Genomic DNA, 15405 nt, shown 5'->3' with positions numbered 1-15405 from the left:
CCCGGGCCCCCGCGGCGGCAGCCGGATCCGCCGTGAAATCAACAGCGGCGGTCTCTTGTTGTCGAGATGTAAGTCACACCGTACGCCCGAGCGCTTCGCGCGAGAATACGCATGTCCCCGAGGGACCTAGCATGAAAATGACAACGACCGCGCCTACCGAACTGGGCAACCGACCAAAGGCGCCCTGGCGCGTCGAGGAGGACTGATCTGTGACCAAGCAGGTCCAGCAACTCGACCGCGTGATCATCCGTTTCGCCGGCGACTCCGGTGACGGTATGCAGCTCACGGGGGATCGATTCACGGCGGAGACCGCGGAGTTCGGAAACGACATCTCCACCCTCCCCAACTTCCCCGCCGAGATCCGCGCACCCGCGGGCACCCTGCCCGGCGTGTCGAGTTTCCAGCTTCACTTCGCCGACCACGACATCCTGACCCCCGGTGACGCCCCCAACGTGCTCGTCGCCATGAACCCCGCAGCGCTCAAGGCCAACCTCGCCGACCTGCCGCGCGGGGCGGACATCATCGCCAACACCGATGAGTTCACCAAGCGCAACCTGCAGAAGGTCGGCTACGCCGACAACCCCCTGGAGGACGGCTCCCTCGACGAGTGGCGGCTGCACAAGGTGCCGCTGACCTCGATGACCGTCCAGGCGCTCGAAGGCTCGGGGCTGTCCAAGAAGGACGCCGAGCGGGCCAAGAACATGTTCGCGCTCGGCCTGCTCTCGTGGCTCTACCACCGCCCGACCGAGGCGACGATCAAGTTCCTCGAGCAGAAGTTCGCCAAGAAGCCCGACATCGCCAAGGCCAACATCGCCGCCTTCCAGGCGGGGTGGAACTTCGGCGAGACGACCGAGTCCTTCTCGGTGTCCTACGAGATCAAGCCGGCGAAGCTGGAGTCCGGGGTCTACCGGAACATCTCCGGCAACGTCGCCCTGGCGTACGGCCTGATCGCGGCCTCGAAGCAGAGCGGCCTGCCGCTGTTCCTCGGGTCGTACCCCATCACGCCGGCCTCGGACATCCTGCACGAGCTGTCCAAGCACAAGCGGTTCGGCGTGCGCACGTTCCAGGCCGAGGACGAGATCGCCGGGGTGGGGGCCGCACTCGGCGCGTCGTTCGGCGGCGCCCTCGGCGTGACCACCACCTCCGGGCCTGGCGTCGCGCTCAAGGCCGAGACCGTGGGCCTGGCCGTCGCCACCGAGCTGCCGCTGATCATCGTGGACGTGCAGCGCGCGGGCCCCTCCACCGGCATGCCCACCAAGACCGAGCAGACGGACCTGCTGATGGCCATGTTCGGCCGCAACGGCGAGTCCCCGCTGCCGATCGTGGCCCCGGCCAGCCCGTCCGACTGCTTCGACGCGGCGATCGAGGCCGCCCGGCTGGCCACGAAGTACCGCACCCCGGTCATGCTGCTCTCGGACGGCTACCTCGCCAACGGCTCGGAGCCGTGGCGGCTGCCGAACGTCGCGGACCTGCCCGACCTGCGGGTGGAGTTCGCGACCGAGACCAACGACGAGTCGGGGTTCCAGCCGTTCAAGCGCGACCCCGAGACGCTCGCCCGGCCCTGGGCCGTACCCGGCACCGAGGGGCTGGAGCACCGCATCGGCGGCCTGGAGAAGTCCGACGGCGCGGGCAACATCTCCTACGACCCGGCCAACCACGACCTGATGGTCCGGCTGCGCCAGGCCAAGATCGACGGCATCGCCAAGGACATCCCGCCGCTGGCGGTCGACGACCCGACCGGCGACGCGCGGGTGCTCGTGCTCGGCTGGGGCTCGACCTACGGCCCGATCGCGGCGGCCGTCCGCCGCGTGCGCGCCGCCGGCGGCAAGGTCGCCCAGGCCCACCTGCGGCACCTGAACCCGCTGCCGGCCAACACCGGCGAGGTCCTGAAGGCGTACGACAGGGTCCTGCTCCCCGAGATCAACCTGGGCCAGCTCTCGCTGCTGCTCCGGGCGCGGTTCCTGGTGGACATCATCGGCTACAACAAGGTGCGCGGTCTGCCGTTCAAGGCCGAGGAGCTCGCGGGCGTTATCCAGGAAGTGATCGACAGTGAGTGAGTTCAAGGCGCTTTCGCTGGTCCCCAAGGCCGAGGCGAAGCAGACGCTCAAAGACTTCAAGAGCGACCAGGAGGTCCGCTGGTGCCCGGGCTGCGGTGACTACGCGATCCTGGCGGCGGTCCAGAGCTTCCTGCCGGAGCTGGGGCTGCGCCGCGAGAACATCGTGTTCGTCTCCGGCATCGGCTGCTCGTCGCGGTTCCCGTACTACATGAACACCTACGGGTTCCACTCGATCCACGGGCGCGCCCCGGCGATCGCGACGGGCCTGGCGGCGTCCCGGCCCGACCTGTCGGTGTGGGTCGTGACCGGCGACGGCGACGCGCTGTCGATCGGCGGCAACCACCTGATCCACGCGCTGCGCCGCAACGTCAACCTGAACATCCTGCTGTTCAACAACCGGATCTACGGCCTGACCAAGGGGCAGTACTCCCCGACGTCCGAGATCGGCAAGATCACCAAGTCGACGCCGATGGGGTCGCTGGACAAGCCGTTCAACCCGATCTCGCTGGCGGTCGGCGCCGAGGCCACGTTCGTGGCGCGCACGATCGACTCCGACCGCAAGCACCTCCAGTCGGTGCTGCGCGAGGCGGCGGCGCACCAGGGCACGTCCCTGGTGGAGATCTACCAGAACTGCAACATCTTCAACGACAACGCCTTCGAGCCCCTGAAGGACCCGGACACGCGCGGCGAGGTCACCGTCCCGCTCGTGCACGGCCAGCCGATCGTCTTCGGCGCCGAGGGCTCCAAGGCCGTGCGCCGCGCGCCCGGCGGCGGCGTGGAGGTCGTCCCCACGGCGTCGATCGCGCCGGAGGAGATCCTCGTCCACGACGCGCGCAACCCCGACCCGTCGCTGGCGTTCGCGCTGTCCCGCCTGGACGAGCCGGCGTTCGAGCACGTGCCGATCGGCATCTTCCGGCAGATCGAGCGGCCATCCTACGACTCCCTCATGGCCGCGCAGCTCGACGAGGCGGTCGCGGCGAAGGGCGAGGGCGACCTGGGCGAGCTGCTGATGTCCGGGGACACCTGGCGCATCGGCTGACGCCGTACAGCGGAGCGGACAAACGGGCGGTGGATCTACTTCCACCGCCCTTTTCCGTCATCGGACAAGCCGCCCATTTCGCCTAAAGCCGGTAAGCCCCCATGGCAACGCTTGCCGAGAACACCCTCGGGTCGTCACAATCGCGGCCATGCGCGGAGACGCGGAGCCCGACTCCTACGTGTACGTCACCGACGAGGGCGTGACCCGTCACTACTCCGACGGGAGCGTGGACGCGCTCGCGTGGGAGGACGTGGTGGAGGTCCAGCTCGCCCCGTCGGGCGACGACGTCCTCTTCGTCCTGCTGGACCGCGAGGGGCAGTCCTGCGTCGTGCCGCACTCCGCCACCGACGCCACGTTCTTCGACCATCTCCGCCATCTGCCGGAGTTCGACCTGGAGGCGCTCCCGTCCCTCCTGCGGCCGAACGCCGGCCCGCCGGGCCCGCGCGTGATCTGGCGCATCCCTGAGCCCTTCATAGCCCCGCCGGAGCTGGACCTCGACTGATCCCGGCCGCCCCGGCCCCGGGAGGGGAGGGTCAGAGGGTCAGAGGGTCACCAGGGGCTGCATGAGGCGGCGGGCGGCCTCGGTGATGGAGCCGGAAAGGGACGGGTAGACGGAGAAGGTGTGGGCCATCTGGTCCACCGTCAGACGCTGCTGGACGGCCAGCGACACCGCGAGGATGAGCTCGCTGGCGCGCGGGGCCACGATGACGCCGCCGAGGATGATGCCGGTGTGGGGGCGGCAGAAGAGCTTGATGAAGCCGTCCTCGAAGCCGTGCATCTTGGCGCGGGGGTTGGTGTTCAGCGGGAGCTTGACGACGTTCGCCGGGACCTCGCCGGACATGACCTGGTTGTGGCTCACGCCGACGGCGGCGATCTCGGGGTCGGTGAACACCGTGGAGGCGACCGTGGGCAGCCGCAGCGGCTGCACGGCCTCGCCCATGGCGTGCCAGACGGCGATGCGGCCCTGCATGGCGGCGACCGAGGCGAGCATCAGGACCCCGGTGCAGTCGCCCGCCGCGTAGACGCCGGGGGCGGAGGTGCGGGAGACCTTGTCCACCTGGATGAAGCCGTGCTTGTCGAGGTGGACTCCGGCCTCCTCCAGGCCGATCCCGTGGGTGTTGGGGATCATGCCGACGGTCATGAGGCAGTGGGTGCCCTCGGCGACGCGGCCGTCCTCCAGGGTGACGCGGACGCCGTCGGCCGTGCGCTCGACCGACTTGGCGCGGGAGCGGCCCATGACCTTCATGCCGCGGCGGCGGTAGACCTCCTCCAGGACCTCGGCCCCGTCGGCGTCCTCGTTGGGCATCATGCGGTCGCGGCTGCTGACCAGCGTGACGTCGGAGCCGAGGGACCGGTAGGCGCCGGCGAACTCCGCGCCGGTGACGCCGGAGCCGACGACGATGAGGCGCTCGGGCAGCTCCTCCAGGTCGTAGAGCTGGCGCCAGGTCAGGATGCGCTCGCCGTCCGGCTCGGCGCCGGGCAGGATGCGCGGGGTGGCGCCGGTCGCGACGATCACCACGTCGGCGCGGATGGTGCGGTCCCCGGCGCGGACCACCTGCGGGTCCACCAGGCGGCCCGCCGCGCGGACCACCTCGACGCCCTCGGCCGCCAGGCGCGCCGCGATGTCGGCGGACTGGGCGCGGGCGAGCTCCTTCACGCGCTTGTTGACCAGCGGCAGGTCCACCTGGATGCCGCCGACGTCGCCGTCGGGGCCGCCGGTGTAGTGGACGCCGAGCCCCTGGGCGTCCACGAGCGCCTGGCGGCGCACGGACGTGGCGATGAGGGTCTTGGAGGGCACGCAGTCGGTGAGCACGCACGCGCCGCCCGGCCCGTCCTGCTCGACGACCGTGACCTGAGCTCCGAGCTGCGCGGCCATGAGCGCCGCCTCATAGCCGCCTGGTCCGCCACCGATGATCACGATCCTGCTCACGTATTCCATTCTCCCGCACGTCGGTAGATGCTCGGACTTCGGCCCGCGCGCCTGCGCGCCCCGGGGGCCCCACTCTGGACTAACCTTGTTCACCGTGCCTGTGTACGCGGCGTACGCCAGCAACATGGACCCCAAGCAGATGGCCGAGCGGGCCCCGCACTCCCCCATGCGCGGGACGGGCTGGCTGGTCGGCTGGCGGCTGACCTTCGGCGGCGAGGACGTCGGCTGGGACGGCGCCCTGGCCACGATCGTCGAGGACCCCGGGTCGAGCGTCTTCGTCGTCCTGTACGACGTACCCGAGTGGGACGAGCCCTCACTCGACCGCTGGGAAGGCGCGTCCCTGGGCATCTACCACAAGGTCCGGCTGCGCGTGGAGACCCTCGACGGCGCCGTCCTGTCCTGGCTCTACGTCCTCGACGACTACGAGGGCGGCCTGCCCTCGGCCCGCTACCTCGGCATCCTCGCCGACGCGGCCGAGAAGGCCGGGGCCCCGGACGACTACGTCCGCGACCTGCGCGGCCGCCCCTGCAAGTCCCTCGGCGGCTGACCGGCGGCTGACCGGCGCCGGGCGGAGGCCGTACGGCCTCCGGCGGCGCCGAGCGGCGGGTGCCGTCGCGACCTGCGGCGACGTCGCGAGGGCCGCGCACCGGCGCGGACTAACGGGGACCGGTACGGGTAACCTGGGCCAACGTGAGCAATGACGCGTATTCCCTCGCCCGCCGGGCCGCCGAGGACCTCCGGTCCCGCACGGGCATCGACTCTTTCGACGTCGCCCTGGTCATGGGCTCCGGCTGGGTCCCGGCCGCCGCGGCGCTCGGCGCCCCCGCGGCCGAGATCCCCCTCGCCGAGCTGACCGGGTTCGCCCCTCCGGCCGTCGCGGGGCACGGCGGCACCGTCCGCGCCCTCACCACGGAGAGCGGCAAGAACGTCCTGATCTTCCTCGGGCGCACCCACCTCTACGAGGGCCGCGGCGTGGACCCGGTCGTGCACGGCGTCCGCACGGCCGCCGCCGCCGGGGTGCGCACGCTGGTGCTCACCAACGCCGCCGGCGGGCTCCGCCCCGAGACCCAGAAGGTCGGCGACGCGGTCCTGATCAGCGACCACATCAACATGACCGGCGCGAACCCGATCACGGGCACGACGTTCATCGACCTGACCGAGGTGTACTCCAAGCGGCTGCGGGCGCTGGCCAAGGAGATCGACCCCTCGCTCCAGGAGGGCGTCTACGTCGCCTTCCGCGGCCCGACGTACGAGACGCCCGCCGAGATCCGCATGCTCCGCACCCTGGGCGGCGACATGGTCGGCATGTCCACCGTCCTGGAGGCCGTGGCGGCCCGCGAGGCCGGCCTCGACGTCCTCGGCATCTCGCTGGTCACCAACCCCGGCGCCGGCCTGGCCGGGGAGCCCCTCAACCACGAGGAGGTCCTGGAGGTGGGCCGGGCGACCGCCGAGCGCATGGGCGTCCTCCTGGCCCAGTTGGTCACCAAGCTTTGAGCGGGGGGCGAGAGGCTGTGAACCTGGCGGCGCGGGCCCGGGACTGGATCGCCCAGGACCCGGACCCGGAGACCCGGGCCGAGCTGGAGGCGCTGCTCGGCGACGAGGCGGCGCTGGCCGAGCGCTTCGGCGCCAAGCTGGAGTTCGGTACGGCGGGCCTGCGCGGCGAGCTGGGCGCGGGGCCGAACCGCATGAACCGCGTCACGGTCATGCGGGCGGCGGCCGGCCTGGCGCGCGTCCTCGGCCCCGGCAGGCACGTCGTGATCGGGTTCGACGCCCGGCACAACTCCGACGTGTTCGCGCGGGACACCGCGGCCGTGCTGACCGGCGCCGGACTCAAGGCGTCGATCATGCCGGCCACGTTCCCCACCCCGCTGCTGGCGTTCGCCGTACGCCACCTGGACGCGGACGCGGGGGTCATGGTCACCGCGTCGCACAACCCCCCGCGCGACAACGGCTACAAGGTCTACTGGGGCGACGGGGCGCAGATCGTGCCGCCGATCGACGCGGAAATCTCGGCCGCCATCGACCAGGTGGGCCGGGTGGACGAGCTGCCGCTCGGCACCGAGTGGACCACGCTGGACCGCTCGGTCCTGGACGCCTACCTCGACGCGGTCACGGCCATCCCGATCGGCCCCGAGCGCGAGGTGCGCGTGGCGTACACCCCGATGCACGGGGTGGGCGGCTCGACCCTGCTGGAGGCGTTCGAGCGGGCCGGGTTCCCCGCTCCCGAGGTCGTCGCGGCACAGGCCGAGCCCGACCCGGACTTCTCCACCGTCTCCTTCCCGAACCCGGAGGAGCCCGGCGCGATGGACCTCGTGCTGGAGCTCGCCGAGGCGGCCGGGGCCGATCTGGTGATCGCCAACGACCCCGACGCCGACCGCTGCGCCGTCGCCGTGCCCGGCGGGCGCCAGCTCACGGGCGACGAGGTCGGGGCGCTGCTGGCCGAGCACGTGCTGCGCGGCACCAAGGGCGACGACCGCCTGGTCGTGACCACGATCGTGTCGTCGTCGCTGCTGGGCAAGATCGCGTCGGCGTACGGCGTGCACTACGCCGAATCCCTCACCGGCTTCAAGTGGATCATGAAGGCGAACGGCGGCCGGATGGTCTTCGGCTACGAGGAGGCCCTGGGCTACAGCGTCGGCGGCGACGCCGGCCTGCCGGTCCACGACAAGGACGGCATCGGCGCCGCCCTGGCCGTGGCCGGGCTCGCGGCGGCGGCCAAGCGGGACGGCAGGACCCTGCTCGACCTGCTCGACGACCAGGCGCGGCGGTACGGCCTGCACGCCACCGCGCCGCTGTCGATCCGCGTGTCCGACATCTCGCTGATCGCCGAGGCGATGGAGCGGCTGCGCGCCCACCCGCCGCGCGAGCTGGGCGGCCGCGAAGTGGTCCGGGCCGAGGACCTCAGCGCGGGCGCGGGCGGCCTGCCGCCCACCGACGGCGTGCGCTACCGCCTGGCCGGCGACGCGCGCGTGGTCATCCGCCCCTCGGGCACCGAGCCCAAGCTCAAGGCCTACCTGGAGGTCGTGGTCCCGGTGACGGGCGAGGTCGCCGAGGCCCGCGCCCAGGCCGAGCGCGACCTCGACGCCCTGCGCACCGACCTGGCCACCGTCCTGGCCCTGTGACCGGCGGCCGGACGGCCCTTCAAACGGCCCTGTAAACGGCCCTGTAAACGGCCCTGTGAGCGGCCCTGAAGGCCGCCCGGGGCCCACCCGAGCCCGGAGCCGTACGGCCCGCGTCACGCACGACGTGGCGCCCGCCGTACGGCCCCCGGCGACGACCGCCGGCGAGCATCCCCACGCCAGGCGTGATCGCCACCGCGCGCGGTACGGCCCGGCCCACGACGCCGGGGCCGTACCGCGTCACCGCGGCGGCCGGAACTAGCCCAGGACGATCGCGAGGATCACCAGGAGCGCCGCGGCGGCCATGGCGCCGACCGAGGTGGGCGCCCAGCTCACCGTGGCGGGCGTCTCCGCCGACCTGCCCGCGCGCTGCTCGGCCATCTCCTCGAGCTGCGCCGCCACGTAGTCGGCGTGCGTGCGCCCGCGGAACGCCTCACGGGCGTCCGGCTTGAGCTCCGCGCTCTGCTCGGGCCCCTTCCGCACGGCCTGGGCCCGCTCCTTCGCGGAGGTCTGCGGGGTCCAGGAGCGCACGACCAGATCCCCGGACTTGAACACGATCGCGTGGGCGACCGCGATCTCGTCGATCGCGCGCCAGGGCAGGAAGGCCGTGCGCAGCGGGTTGCGGACGAGCACGCCGTCCTCGCGCGCCACGATCCCCGGGCGCAGGCACGTCACGTAGACGACCGCGGTGATGGCGAGCAGGACGGCGCTCGCGGCCAGGCCCTCGGCGTTCCGGCCCCGGATCGCGATGTCGACCAGGTTGAAGAGCACGAAGGCGAGCCAGACGAAGCCGAACGCCAGCGCGAGCCTCGACCGGAAGACCTGCGGTTTCACGGACGGCCCACTGCCCACTTGAGCTGCGCGAACCCGGGCTTGATGACGCCGTTGATCAGCGCGAGGCGCTCGTCGAACGGGATGAACGCGGACTTCATGGCGTTCACCGTAAACCACTGGAGGTCGTCCCAGCCGTACCCGAAGGCCTCGACCAGCTTGGCGAACTCCTGCGAGACCGAGGTGCCGCTCATCAGGCGGTTGTCGGTGTTGACGGTGACGCGGAAGTTCAGCTTGCGCAGCAGGCCGATCGGATGCTCGGAGATCGACTTGGCGGCGCCGGTCTGGAGGTTCGACGTCGGGCACATCTCCAGCGGGATGCGCTTGTCCCGGACGTACGCCGCCAGCCGGCCCAGCCTGATCGGCTCGCCGCCGCCGGGCACCTCGATGTCGTCGATGATGCGCACGCCGTGGCCGAGCCGGTCCGCGCCGCACCACTGGATCGCCTGCCAGATCGACGGGAGGCCGAACGCCTCACCCGCGTGGATCGTGAAGTGGGAGTTCTCGCGCTGGAGGTACTCGAACGCGTCCAGGTGGCGGGTGGGGGGGTACCCCGCCTCGGCGCCGGCGATGTCGAAGCCGACGACGCCCTGGTCGCGGTAGCGGATCGCCAGCTCGGCGATCTCCTGGGAGCGGGCCGCGTGGCGCATCGCGGTGAGCAGGGTGCCGACGCGGATGCCGTACTTCGCCTCGGCGTCGCGGAAGCCCTCCAGCACCGCCTCGACGACCTGGTCCAGGGTGAGCCCGCCCTCGGTGTGCTGCTCGGGGGCGTAGCGGATCTCGGCGTAGACCACGCCGTCGAGCGCGAGGTCCTCGCCCGCCTCGAACGCCACCCGGCGCAGCGCCTCCGGCGTCTGCATCACGGCCACGGTGTGGTCGAAGGTCTCGAGGTAGCGCTCCAGCGACCCGGAGTCCGACGCCTCCTGGAACCACTGGCGGAGGTTGTCGGTGTCGGTCGAGGGCAGCCCCGAGTACCCGGTCTCCCGGGCGATATCGATGATCGTCGAGGGGCGGAGCCCGCCGTCGAGATGATCGTGCAGCAGCACCTTGGGGGCACGGCGGATTTCGTCGAGAGAGGGCAGGTTAGTCACAGTGCCAAGGTACCCGCGCCGACCACCTGCGGCGTAGGCGCCGTCACCCGCGCCGGCGCGCGGCGGCGAGGGGCAGCAGCAGCACCCCGACGATCAGGGCGCCCGTCATGTGCCACGAGTCCTGCGCGGAGATCACGGCCGGCGCCGAGAGCTGCTGCGCCGCCACCGGAGCCGCCAGGGCCAGGAGCGCGAGCCTGCGCCGCCGTACGGCGAGCAGCGCCACGGCCGCGCAGGAGGCGTACGCGCACAGCGCGCCCCGCCACAACGACGGGTGGTGCGGGATCCCCGTTCCGGGCGCGGCCGCCGCGCTCGCCCACGGCGCCCACGCCACCGCGCTCCGGCACAGCCCGGCGCGCAGGACCGTCCACGGGGCGCGCTTCGCGATCCGCGTCCAGAGTCCCGCGAGCCGCCCGCCCAGCCGGTCCCCCGCGCCCCGGTCGTACCCCTTCGCGAGGATCAGCCGGTTCACCGCGGAGCACGAGTCACCGACTCCGCGCCACACCTCCAGCGGCGCGACCCGCCGCAGCAGCCCCACGTCCTCGGCCCGGAACACCCCGGGCCGCCTGGCGTAGGCGACGGCGAGGTCGTGCGGCACCGCCGAGTACGCGTGCGCCGCCGCCGGGGTCGCCCCCACCCGGTAGCCGGTCAGGAGCAGCCCGGCCCACAGCGCGACGGCCACCGTCCCCGCGGCCACCGCCCGCCACCGCATCCCCCGCCACACCACGGCCAGCAGCAGCGTCAGCGCCGCCGCCGTGAGGAACCCGTCGCCGCGGAACAGCACCACCCCGCCCAGCGCCACCGAGAACCCCGCCAGCAGACGCCGCCGCCGCCGGGCCTCCCGGGCGCGCGTTCGCGCCGTGATCCGCGCCCCCGGCCCGCGCCGCGCCTGCCTGACGGGCACCGCCTCGGCGGCGGGGACGGTTTCCCCCGGGCCGCCCGCGCAGATCACCAGCCCTCCGGCCGGGCACCCCGGCCCCTCGGCGACCGCGACCTCCGTCCCGGCCCCCGTCCCGGCCCCCGTCGCGGCCTCCGTCCCGGTCCCCCTCGCGACCTCCGTCGCGATCTCCGTCCCGGCTCCCGTCGCGACCTCTGTCCCGGTCTCCGTTTCGGCTCCCGATTCGCCGGCCGAGCCCGCCGAGTCCGCCGGTTCGGCTCTGTGCGGCCCCGCGCCCTCGTCCGGGCCGGTCCCGCGCGGTCCGGTGGCGGTGGCGGGCTCGGCGACCGCCCGCCCGGCCAGTCCGCTGTTGGGCAGCACCCAGAGCCGGGGCCCGGCGGACGCACCGTCCCCCGCCGCCTCCTGGCCGCCGTCCCCGGCCCGGTCCGAGGCGATCGCGCTCCCCTCGCGCGGGCCCGCGGGCGCGTCCTCACCACGCGCGGTCGCGTCCGCGGGCTCCCACCGCCCGCCGGAAGCGCCGACGCCCGCCGACCGCGGACCGCCGCCGGGCAGCGGGCGAACACCCGCCGCGACGTACGCCGCGTTCGGCGGCGTGAAGAACCCGCCCCGCCCGCTCCAGGGACCGTCGGTGAGCCCCTCGCGGCGGCCGCTCCCCAGGGCGTACGGCGAGGCGGCCGGGCCGGGCGCGACCGGTGCGACGCCGCCGGGCCGTACCGGCGGGCCGTCGATCGGGACGCCCTCGGAAGGGCGTGGCAGGAGGACCACCATGGGCGGCCTGTCGATGGGCCCGGCGTCGTCCGCGACCTTCGCGTCCGGCTTCGTGGCGCCCGGTCCGGCGGGCGCGGCATCCGGGGACCTTCGGGGCCCGGGCGCGCGGCGGAGGGCGAGGAGTCCGGCGACGGCGGCCGCCACGAGGATCAGGCAGACGGTGTACGGCACGTCCTGCCACCTGGTCACCGGGAAGGAGCCCGTCGGGGGGAGGATCGCGAGGAGGACGGCGGCGGGGACCGCCGCCCAGGCGGGGGCGCCCAGGCGGACGACGGCGGCGCAGAGCCAGGCGATCGCCGCGGCCAGGGCGGCCGTCTGCGCGAGGACGAGCGGGCCCAGGTCGCCCGTGAGCCCGAGGGACACGTCGATCAGGGCGTCGTGGAGGACCGAGTGGCCGCTCTCCCGGGGATCGGCGGTCCCGTGCCGGGCGTGCGGCGCCGGGTCGCCGCTCATCGTGCCCGGCCGGGTACCGATGCCGGGGTGGAACACCAGCCACCACAGGAAGTAGATCGCCTGGTTCACGGCGTACACGCCGATGCCGATCCGCCACATGACCGTCGTCCTCCCCCGCCCCGGTCCCGCCCGGGTCACCGCCCGTCGCGGAGGCCCCCCGGCTCCGCGTCAGCGCCTCGCCACGTCATCGCAGGTAGACGAGCCGCACGGCGATGATTTCAGGGCGAAGGCCGCAGGCGACAGCACCACGCCGAGGATCAGGCACGGCATCATGTACCGGGCGTCCTGGGCGGGTATCAGGACGAGCACCGAGAGCTGCTGCGCCGCGACGGCCGCCGCGAGGGCGAGGAGTGCCGGGGCGCGCCGCCGTACGGCGAGCACGATCACCGACAGGTACCCCAGGTAGGCCCACAGCGCGCCACGCCACAGGACCGAGTGCTCCGCGCTCCAGGGCAGGGCGGCCGTCCCGATCCGGTGGAGATCGGCGGAGAGCGGGCGCGTGCTCACGAGGTGCGTGTGGGCGGCGTCCCGGGGCTCCAGCCGGGGCGCGGCCTTGGGGTACTTGTAGGACGCGCCCGCCGCCGCCGGGTCCCGGTCCACCGGCCACCACGCGATCGAGCCCCGGCACGCCTGGACGCCCGCGATCCGGCCGGGCTCCCGCCGCAGCAGGTCCGCCCAGAGCCCGAGCACCCGCCCGTGGACCCGGCTCTCGGCGTCCCAGTCGAACCTCTTCGCGAAGAGCAGCCGGTTGATGGTGAAGCACGTCGAACCGCCCCGCCGCCACACCTCCAGCGGCGCCACCCGCTCCATGAGCGCCAGGTCCTCCGCGCGGAAGCTCCCCGGGCGTTCGGCGTAGACGACGGCGATGTCGTGCAGCACGGTCCCGAACGTGTGCGCGGAGGGCCCGCGCTCGATCCCGGCCGCCCGGTACCCCGCGAGGAACACCGCCGCCCACACGACCAGCGCCGCGACCCCCGCCGCCAGCACCCGCAGGCGTACCCCGGGAAGCAGGATCACCAGCAGGGCGACCAACGGCACCACCGTGACGAACCCGTTGTTCCTGAACAGCGTCAGCGCCAGCAGCTCCGCCCCGAGCGCCGCGACGAGCACGCGCTCCCCGCGCCCGCCCACACGGGAGCCCCGGTCCTCAGGCCCCTCCGCGCCCGTGGGGCTGCCGGTCGGCGCGCCCGCGCGATGATCCGGTACGGCGGGGCCGGCGTGTTCCCGCCCGCTCACCGAGCCGGCGTCCTTGGTGGGGTCCGCGTCCTCACGCGTGCCCGCGTCCTTGGTGGGGTCCGCGCCTTCGGCCGTGTCCGCGGCCTGAAGGGTGTCCGCGTCCCCGTCCGGGCCGGTGCCCGTGCTCGCGCTCGGGTCGCCGCCCGGCGGGTCCGTGTACGGCCGGCGCGTGCGGCGGCGGGCGAGGAGTTCGGCGACCGTGGCGGTGACCAGGATGAGGCAGATCGTGTACGGGATGTCCTTCCACATGGTCACGGCGAAGGAGCCGGAGGAGGGAAGGAGCGCGAGCAGCAGGGCCGCGCCGGCCGTAGCCCAGCGCGGCACGCCGAGCCTGGCGAGGGCGACGCAGAGCCAGGCGAGCGCCGCCGCGAGGCCGGCGGTCTGCGCGAGGGTGAGCGCGCCGAGGTCGCCGGTCAGCTTGAGCGAGGCGCCGATCAGCAGATCATAGAGGACGGAGTGGCGGCTGTCCCAGGGCCCGGTGGTGACGTGCCGGATCGATGACACCGTGTCCAGGCTGAGCATGCCCGGGTAGAAGGCGAGCCACCAGAGCAGCCCGATCCCCTGAAGCACGGCGTAGACGGCCACGCCGAAGCGCCACATCGTCTCCGGCCCCTCTCGCCCGCGTACGTGATCTCCCGCTCATCCCATTCTGCGGCCGTTTCGGCGGCCGTCGATCGCGGGCGGGACCGGGTCGTGCGTCAGACGACGAGTTCGCCCGGGCTGGTGTCCGGGGGCTCCTGGTCGCGGTGGGCGAGTTCCTCCGCGAACGCGGGCAGGCAGATCGCGATGTAGTCGGCCCCGTCGGGACCCGAGGTGTAGCGCAAGCGCTCGTCGGGCTCGGTGACGATGGCCTGGCCGGCGTTCACGTCCAGCGTCTCGCCGCCGGTCTCGACGACCAGGGAGCCGCGGAGCACGATGGTGTACTCGGTGAACTCCGGCGTCTGCGCGGGCTCCTCCCAGCCCGGCGGGGCCTGCATGACGGCGATCGAGACATCGCCGTCCCCGCTGCTGACGTTGCCGACGTACTCATCAATGATCTTGCCGCCGGGGACCGGGATCCGGGCCGGGGCCTCTATTCGACGTACCACGTGATCAGTGTGCCACGTCGACTACCAGCCGATTCGGATTCGACAGGCTCGACACCCGGAACGGCGCGCGCCGGGTCAGCACCAGGCCCGCGCTCACGGTGCCCTCGAAGTCGCCGGTGAAGACGACGAACCTCAGGTTCGGCTGTGACACCGTGAGGACGCGGGGGCTGGTCCAGGCGTTGTTCCCGTCCTGGGAATGGGCGGCCGCGGGGCTCAGCGCCACGCGGAGGTACGCGCCGCCGCGCTGGGGCACCGGTTCGCCGGACCCTTCCTGGAGGAGCTGGGAGACGTACTCCACCCGGTGTCCGGTCTGTGGGCCGTCCAGGTTGAACACGACGCGGTCGAAGCCGGTGTGTCGTCCGACGCGCACGCCGGTGACCAGCGGGGCCGGCTCCGGTGTGAGCCGTACGACCACGCGCTCGGTGCGGGTCGGGGCGGGCTCCGGCCGTACCGGGCCAGGCGAACCAGGCGAGCCCGGCGCACCTGGCGAGCCCGGTGTGCTCGGCGGCGCGGGGGCGGCGGTGGTCGAGGGCGGCGGCACGGGGATGGGGGTCCCGCCTCCCTCCAGCTTCTCGCCCCGGTTCTGCGGCGAGCCGGTGCAGGCCGCGAGGGCGAGTGTCAGCGCCGCCGCGCCGGCGGCCAGGCGGGAGGACCGCATGTTCCCGTACGTCCCCGGACGGCGCGGAGTTCATGCCGTACCGATCACAACGGGCATGGAAGAGACACGCGGCGGCGCAGGCGGTTCCGATGCGCCGGCGGGCGGGCGCTTCTTCGGGAGATGCGCCGGCGGGCGGGCGCTTCTTCGGGAATGCCGAACAGCCGGCGAACAGCTCCGGAAAATGGGTCCGGAAATGCCGGAAGGGCCATCCCATACCGGGATGGCCCTTCCGTTCAAAGA

Annotated in this window: 14 protein-coding genes; 7 read left to right on the top strand and 7 right to left on the bottom strand. The window is 73.3% G+C overall.

Features of this window, described 5'->3' with window-relative positions; all coding sequences use genetic code 11:
* Nucleotides 1-209 precede the first annotated feature (209 nt).
* The 3 genes from D5H75_RS09320 (at nucleotide 210) to D5H75_RS09310 (ending at nucleotide 3598) form a co-directional block, all read left to right on the top strand.
* The gene (locus D5H75_RS09320; RefSeq protein WP_119926012.1) at nucleotides 210-2057 is read left to right on the top strand and encodes a 2-oxoacid:acceptor oxidoreductase subunit alpha; all 1848 of its coding nucleotides are present in this window, start codon (nucleotides 210-212) and stop codon (nucleotides 2055-2057) included.
* Entirely contained in the window at nucleotides 2050-3096 is a 1047-nt protein-coding gene (locus tag D5H75_RS09315; protein ID WP_119926011.1) for a 2-oxoacid:ferredoxin oxidoreductase subunit beta, read from the top strand. Before D5H75_RS09320 ends, D5H75_RS09315 begins: the two co-directional genes overlap by 8 nt.
* 148 nt (nucleotides 3097-3244) lie before the next feature.
* Nucleotides 3245-3598 carry a hypothetical protein gene (locus D5H75_RS09310; protein ID WP_119926010.1) on the top strand — a complete coding sequence of 118 codons (354 nt, stop codon included), beginning with the start codon at nucleotides 3245-3247 and terminating at the stop codon, nucleotides 3596-3598.
* Nucleotides 3599-3637: 39 nt separating this feature from the next.
* Here the strand turns inward: D5H75_RS09310 and D5H75_RS09305 are convergent, their stop codons facing one another.
* Nucleotides 3638-5026: an NAD(P)H-quinone dehydrogenase gene (locus D5H75_RS09305; protein ID WP_119926539.1), complete on the bottom strand. Its 1389-nt coding sequence runs from the start codon at nucleotides 5024-5026 to the stop codon at nucleotides 3638-3640.
* A gap of 94 nt (nucleotides 5027-5120) precedes the next feature.
* Between D5H75_RS09305 and D5H75_RS09300 the strand changes: the two genes are divergently transcribed.
* From D5H75_RS09300 to D5H75_RS09290, 3 genes are all read left to right on the top strand, one after another.
* Complete coding sequence (locus tag D5H75_RS09300; RefSeq protein ID WP_119926538.1) at nucleotides 5121-5573, top strand: gamma-glutamylcyclotransferase family protein; 453 nt, start codon at nucleotides 5121-5123, stop codon at nucleotides 5571-5573.
* 143 nt (nucleotides 5574-5716) lie between these two features.
* A complete protein-coding gene (locus D5H75_RS09295) occupies nucleotides 5717-6520 on the top strand; it encodes a purine-nucleoside phosphorylase (protein WP_119926009.1) in 804 nt (267 codons plus the stop codon).
* 17 nt (nucleotides 6521-6537) lie between these two features.
* Nucleotides 6538-8148 carry a phospho-sugar mutase gene (locus tag D5H75_RS09290; RefSeq protein ID WP_119926008.1) on the top strand — a complete coding sequence of 537 codons (1611 nt, stop codon included), beginning with the start codon at nucleotides 6538-6540 and terminating at the stop codon, nucleotides 8146-8148.
* A 255-nt stretch (nucleotides 8149-8403) separates the two neighbouring features.
* Here D5H75_RS09290 and D5H75_RS09285 read toward each other — a convergent pair whose 3' ends face one another.
* The 6 genes from D5H75_RS09285 to D5H75_RS09260 all read right to left on the bottom strand — a co-directional run bounded on the left by D5H75_RS09285 (nucleotide 8404) and on the right by D5H75_RS09260 (nucleotide 15165).
* Entirely contained in the window at nucleotides 8404-8979 is a 576-nt protein-coding gene (locus D5H75_RS09285) for a PH domain-containing protein (protein WP_202638000.1), read from the bottom strand.
* The gene (locus D5H75_RS09280; RefSeq protein WP_119926006.1) at nucleotides 8976-10067 is read right to left on the bottom strand and encodes an adenosine deaminase; all 1092 of its coding nucleotides are present in this window, start codon (nucleotides 10065-10067) and stop codon (nucleotides 8976-8978) included. Before D5H75_RS09280 ends, D5H75_RS09285 begins: the two co-directional genes overlap by 4 nt.
* Nucleotides 10068-10110: 43 nt before the next feature.
* Nucleotides 10111-12282, bottom strand: coding sequence for a hypothetical protein (locus tag D5H75_RS09275; protein ID WP_119926005.1), 2172 nt, complete (start codon nucleotides 12280-12282; stop codon nucleotides 10111-10113).
* Between the two features lie 69 nt (nucleotides 12283-12351).
* Nucleotides 12352-14019 (bottom strand): hypothetical protein, encoded by a 1668-nt coding sequence (locus D5H75_RS09270; RefSeq protein ID WP_119926004.1) that lies wholly within the window; start codon nucleotides 14017-14019, stop codon nucleotides 12352-12354.
* Between the two features lie 98 nt (nucleotides 14020-14117).
* The gene (locus D5H75_RS09265; protein ID WP_119926003.1) at nucleotides 14118-14507 is read right to left on the bottom strand and encodes a cupin domain-containing protein; all 390 of its coding nucleotides are present in this window, start codon (nucleotides 14505-14507) and stop codon (nucleotides 14118-14120) included.
* Nucleotides 14508-14511: 4 nt separating this feature from the next.
* Nucleotides 14512-15165 carry an AMIN-like domain-containing (lipo)protein gene (locus tag D5H75_RS09260; protein WP_119926002.1) on the bottom strand — a complete coding sequence of 218 codons (654 nt, stop codon included), beginning with the start codon at nucleotides 15163-15165 and terminating at the stop codon, nucleotides 14512-14514.
* A 55-nt stretch (nucleotides 15166-15220) separates the two neighbouring features.
* On the opposite strand from D5H75_RS09260, the gene D5H75_RS42590 reads away from it, so the two are divergent.
* Nucleotides 15221-15405 (top strand): hypothetical protein (locus D5H75_RS42590; RefSeq protein ID WP_206781953.1); only part of this gene is annotated, 185 nt, incomplete at its 3' end.

The organism is Bailinhaonella thermotolerans, assembly GCF_003594875.1.
Lineage (GTDB): Bacteria > Actinomycetota > Actinomycetes > Streptosporangiales > Streptosporangiaceae > Bailinhaonella > Bailinhaonella thermotolerans.
The sequence above is the reverse complement of the archived record's forward strand: the minus strand, read 5'-3'. Positions and strand labels throughout refer to the sequence as shown.

Excerpts from the sequence above, each read along its gene's own strand:
- D5H75_RS09310 (WP_119926010.1), top strand. The coding sequence starts at position 3,245 with ATGCGCGGAGACGCGGAGCCCGACTCCTACGTGTACGTCACCGACGAG.
- D5H75_RS09275 (WP_119926005.1), bottom strand. The coding sequence starts at position 12,282 with ATGTGGCGGATCGGCATCGGCGTGTACGCCGTGAACCAGGCGATCTAC.
- D5H75_RS09260 (WP_119926002.1), bottom strand. The coding sequence starts at position 15,165 with ATGCGGTCCTCCCGCCTGGCCGCCGGCGCGGCGGCGCTGACACTCGCC.
- D5H75_RS09270 (WP_119926004.1), bottom strand. The coding sequence starts at position 14,019 with ATGTGGCGCTTCGGCGTGGCCGTCTACGCCGTGCTTCAGGGGATCGGG.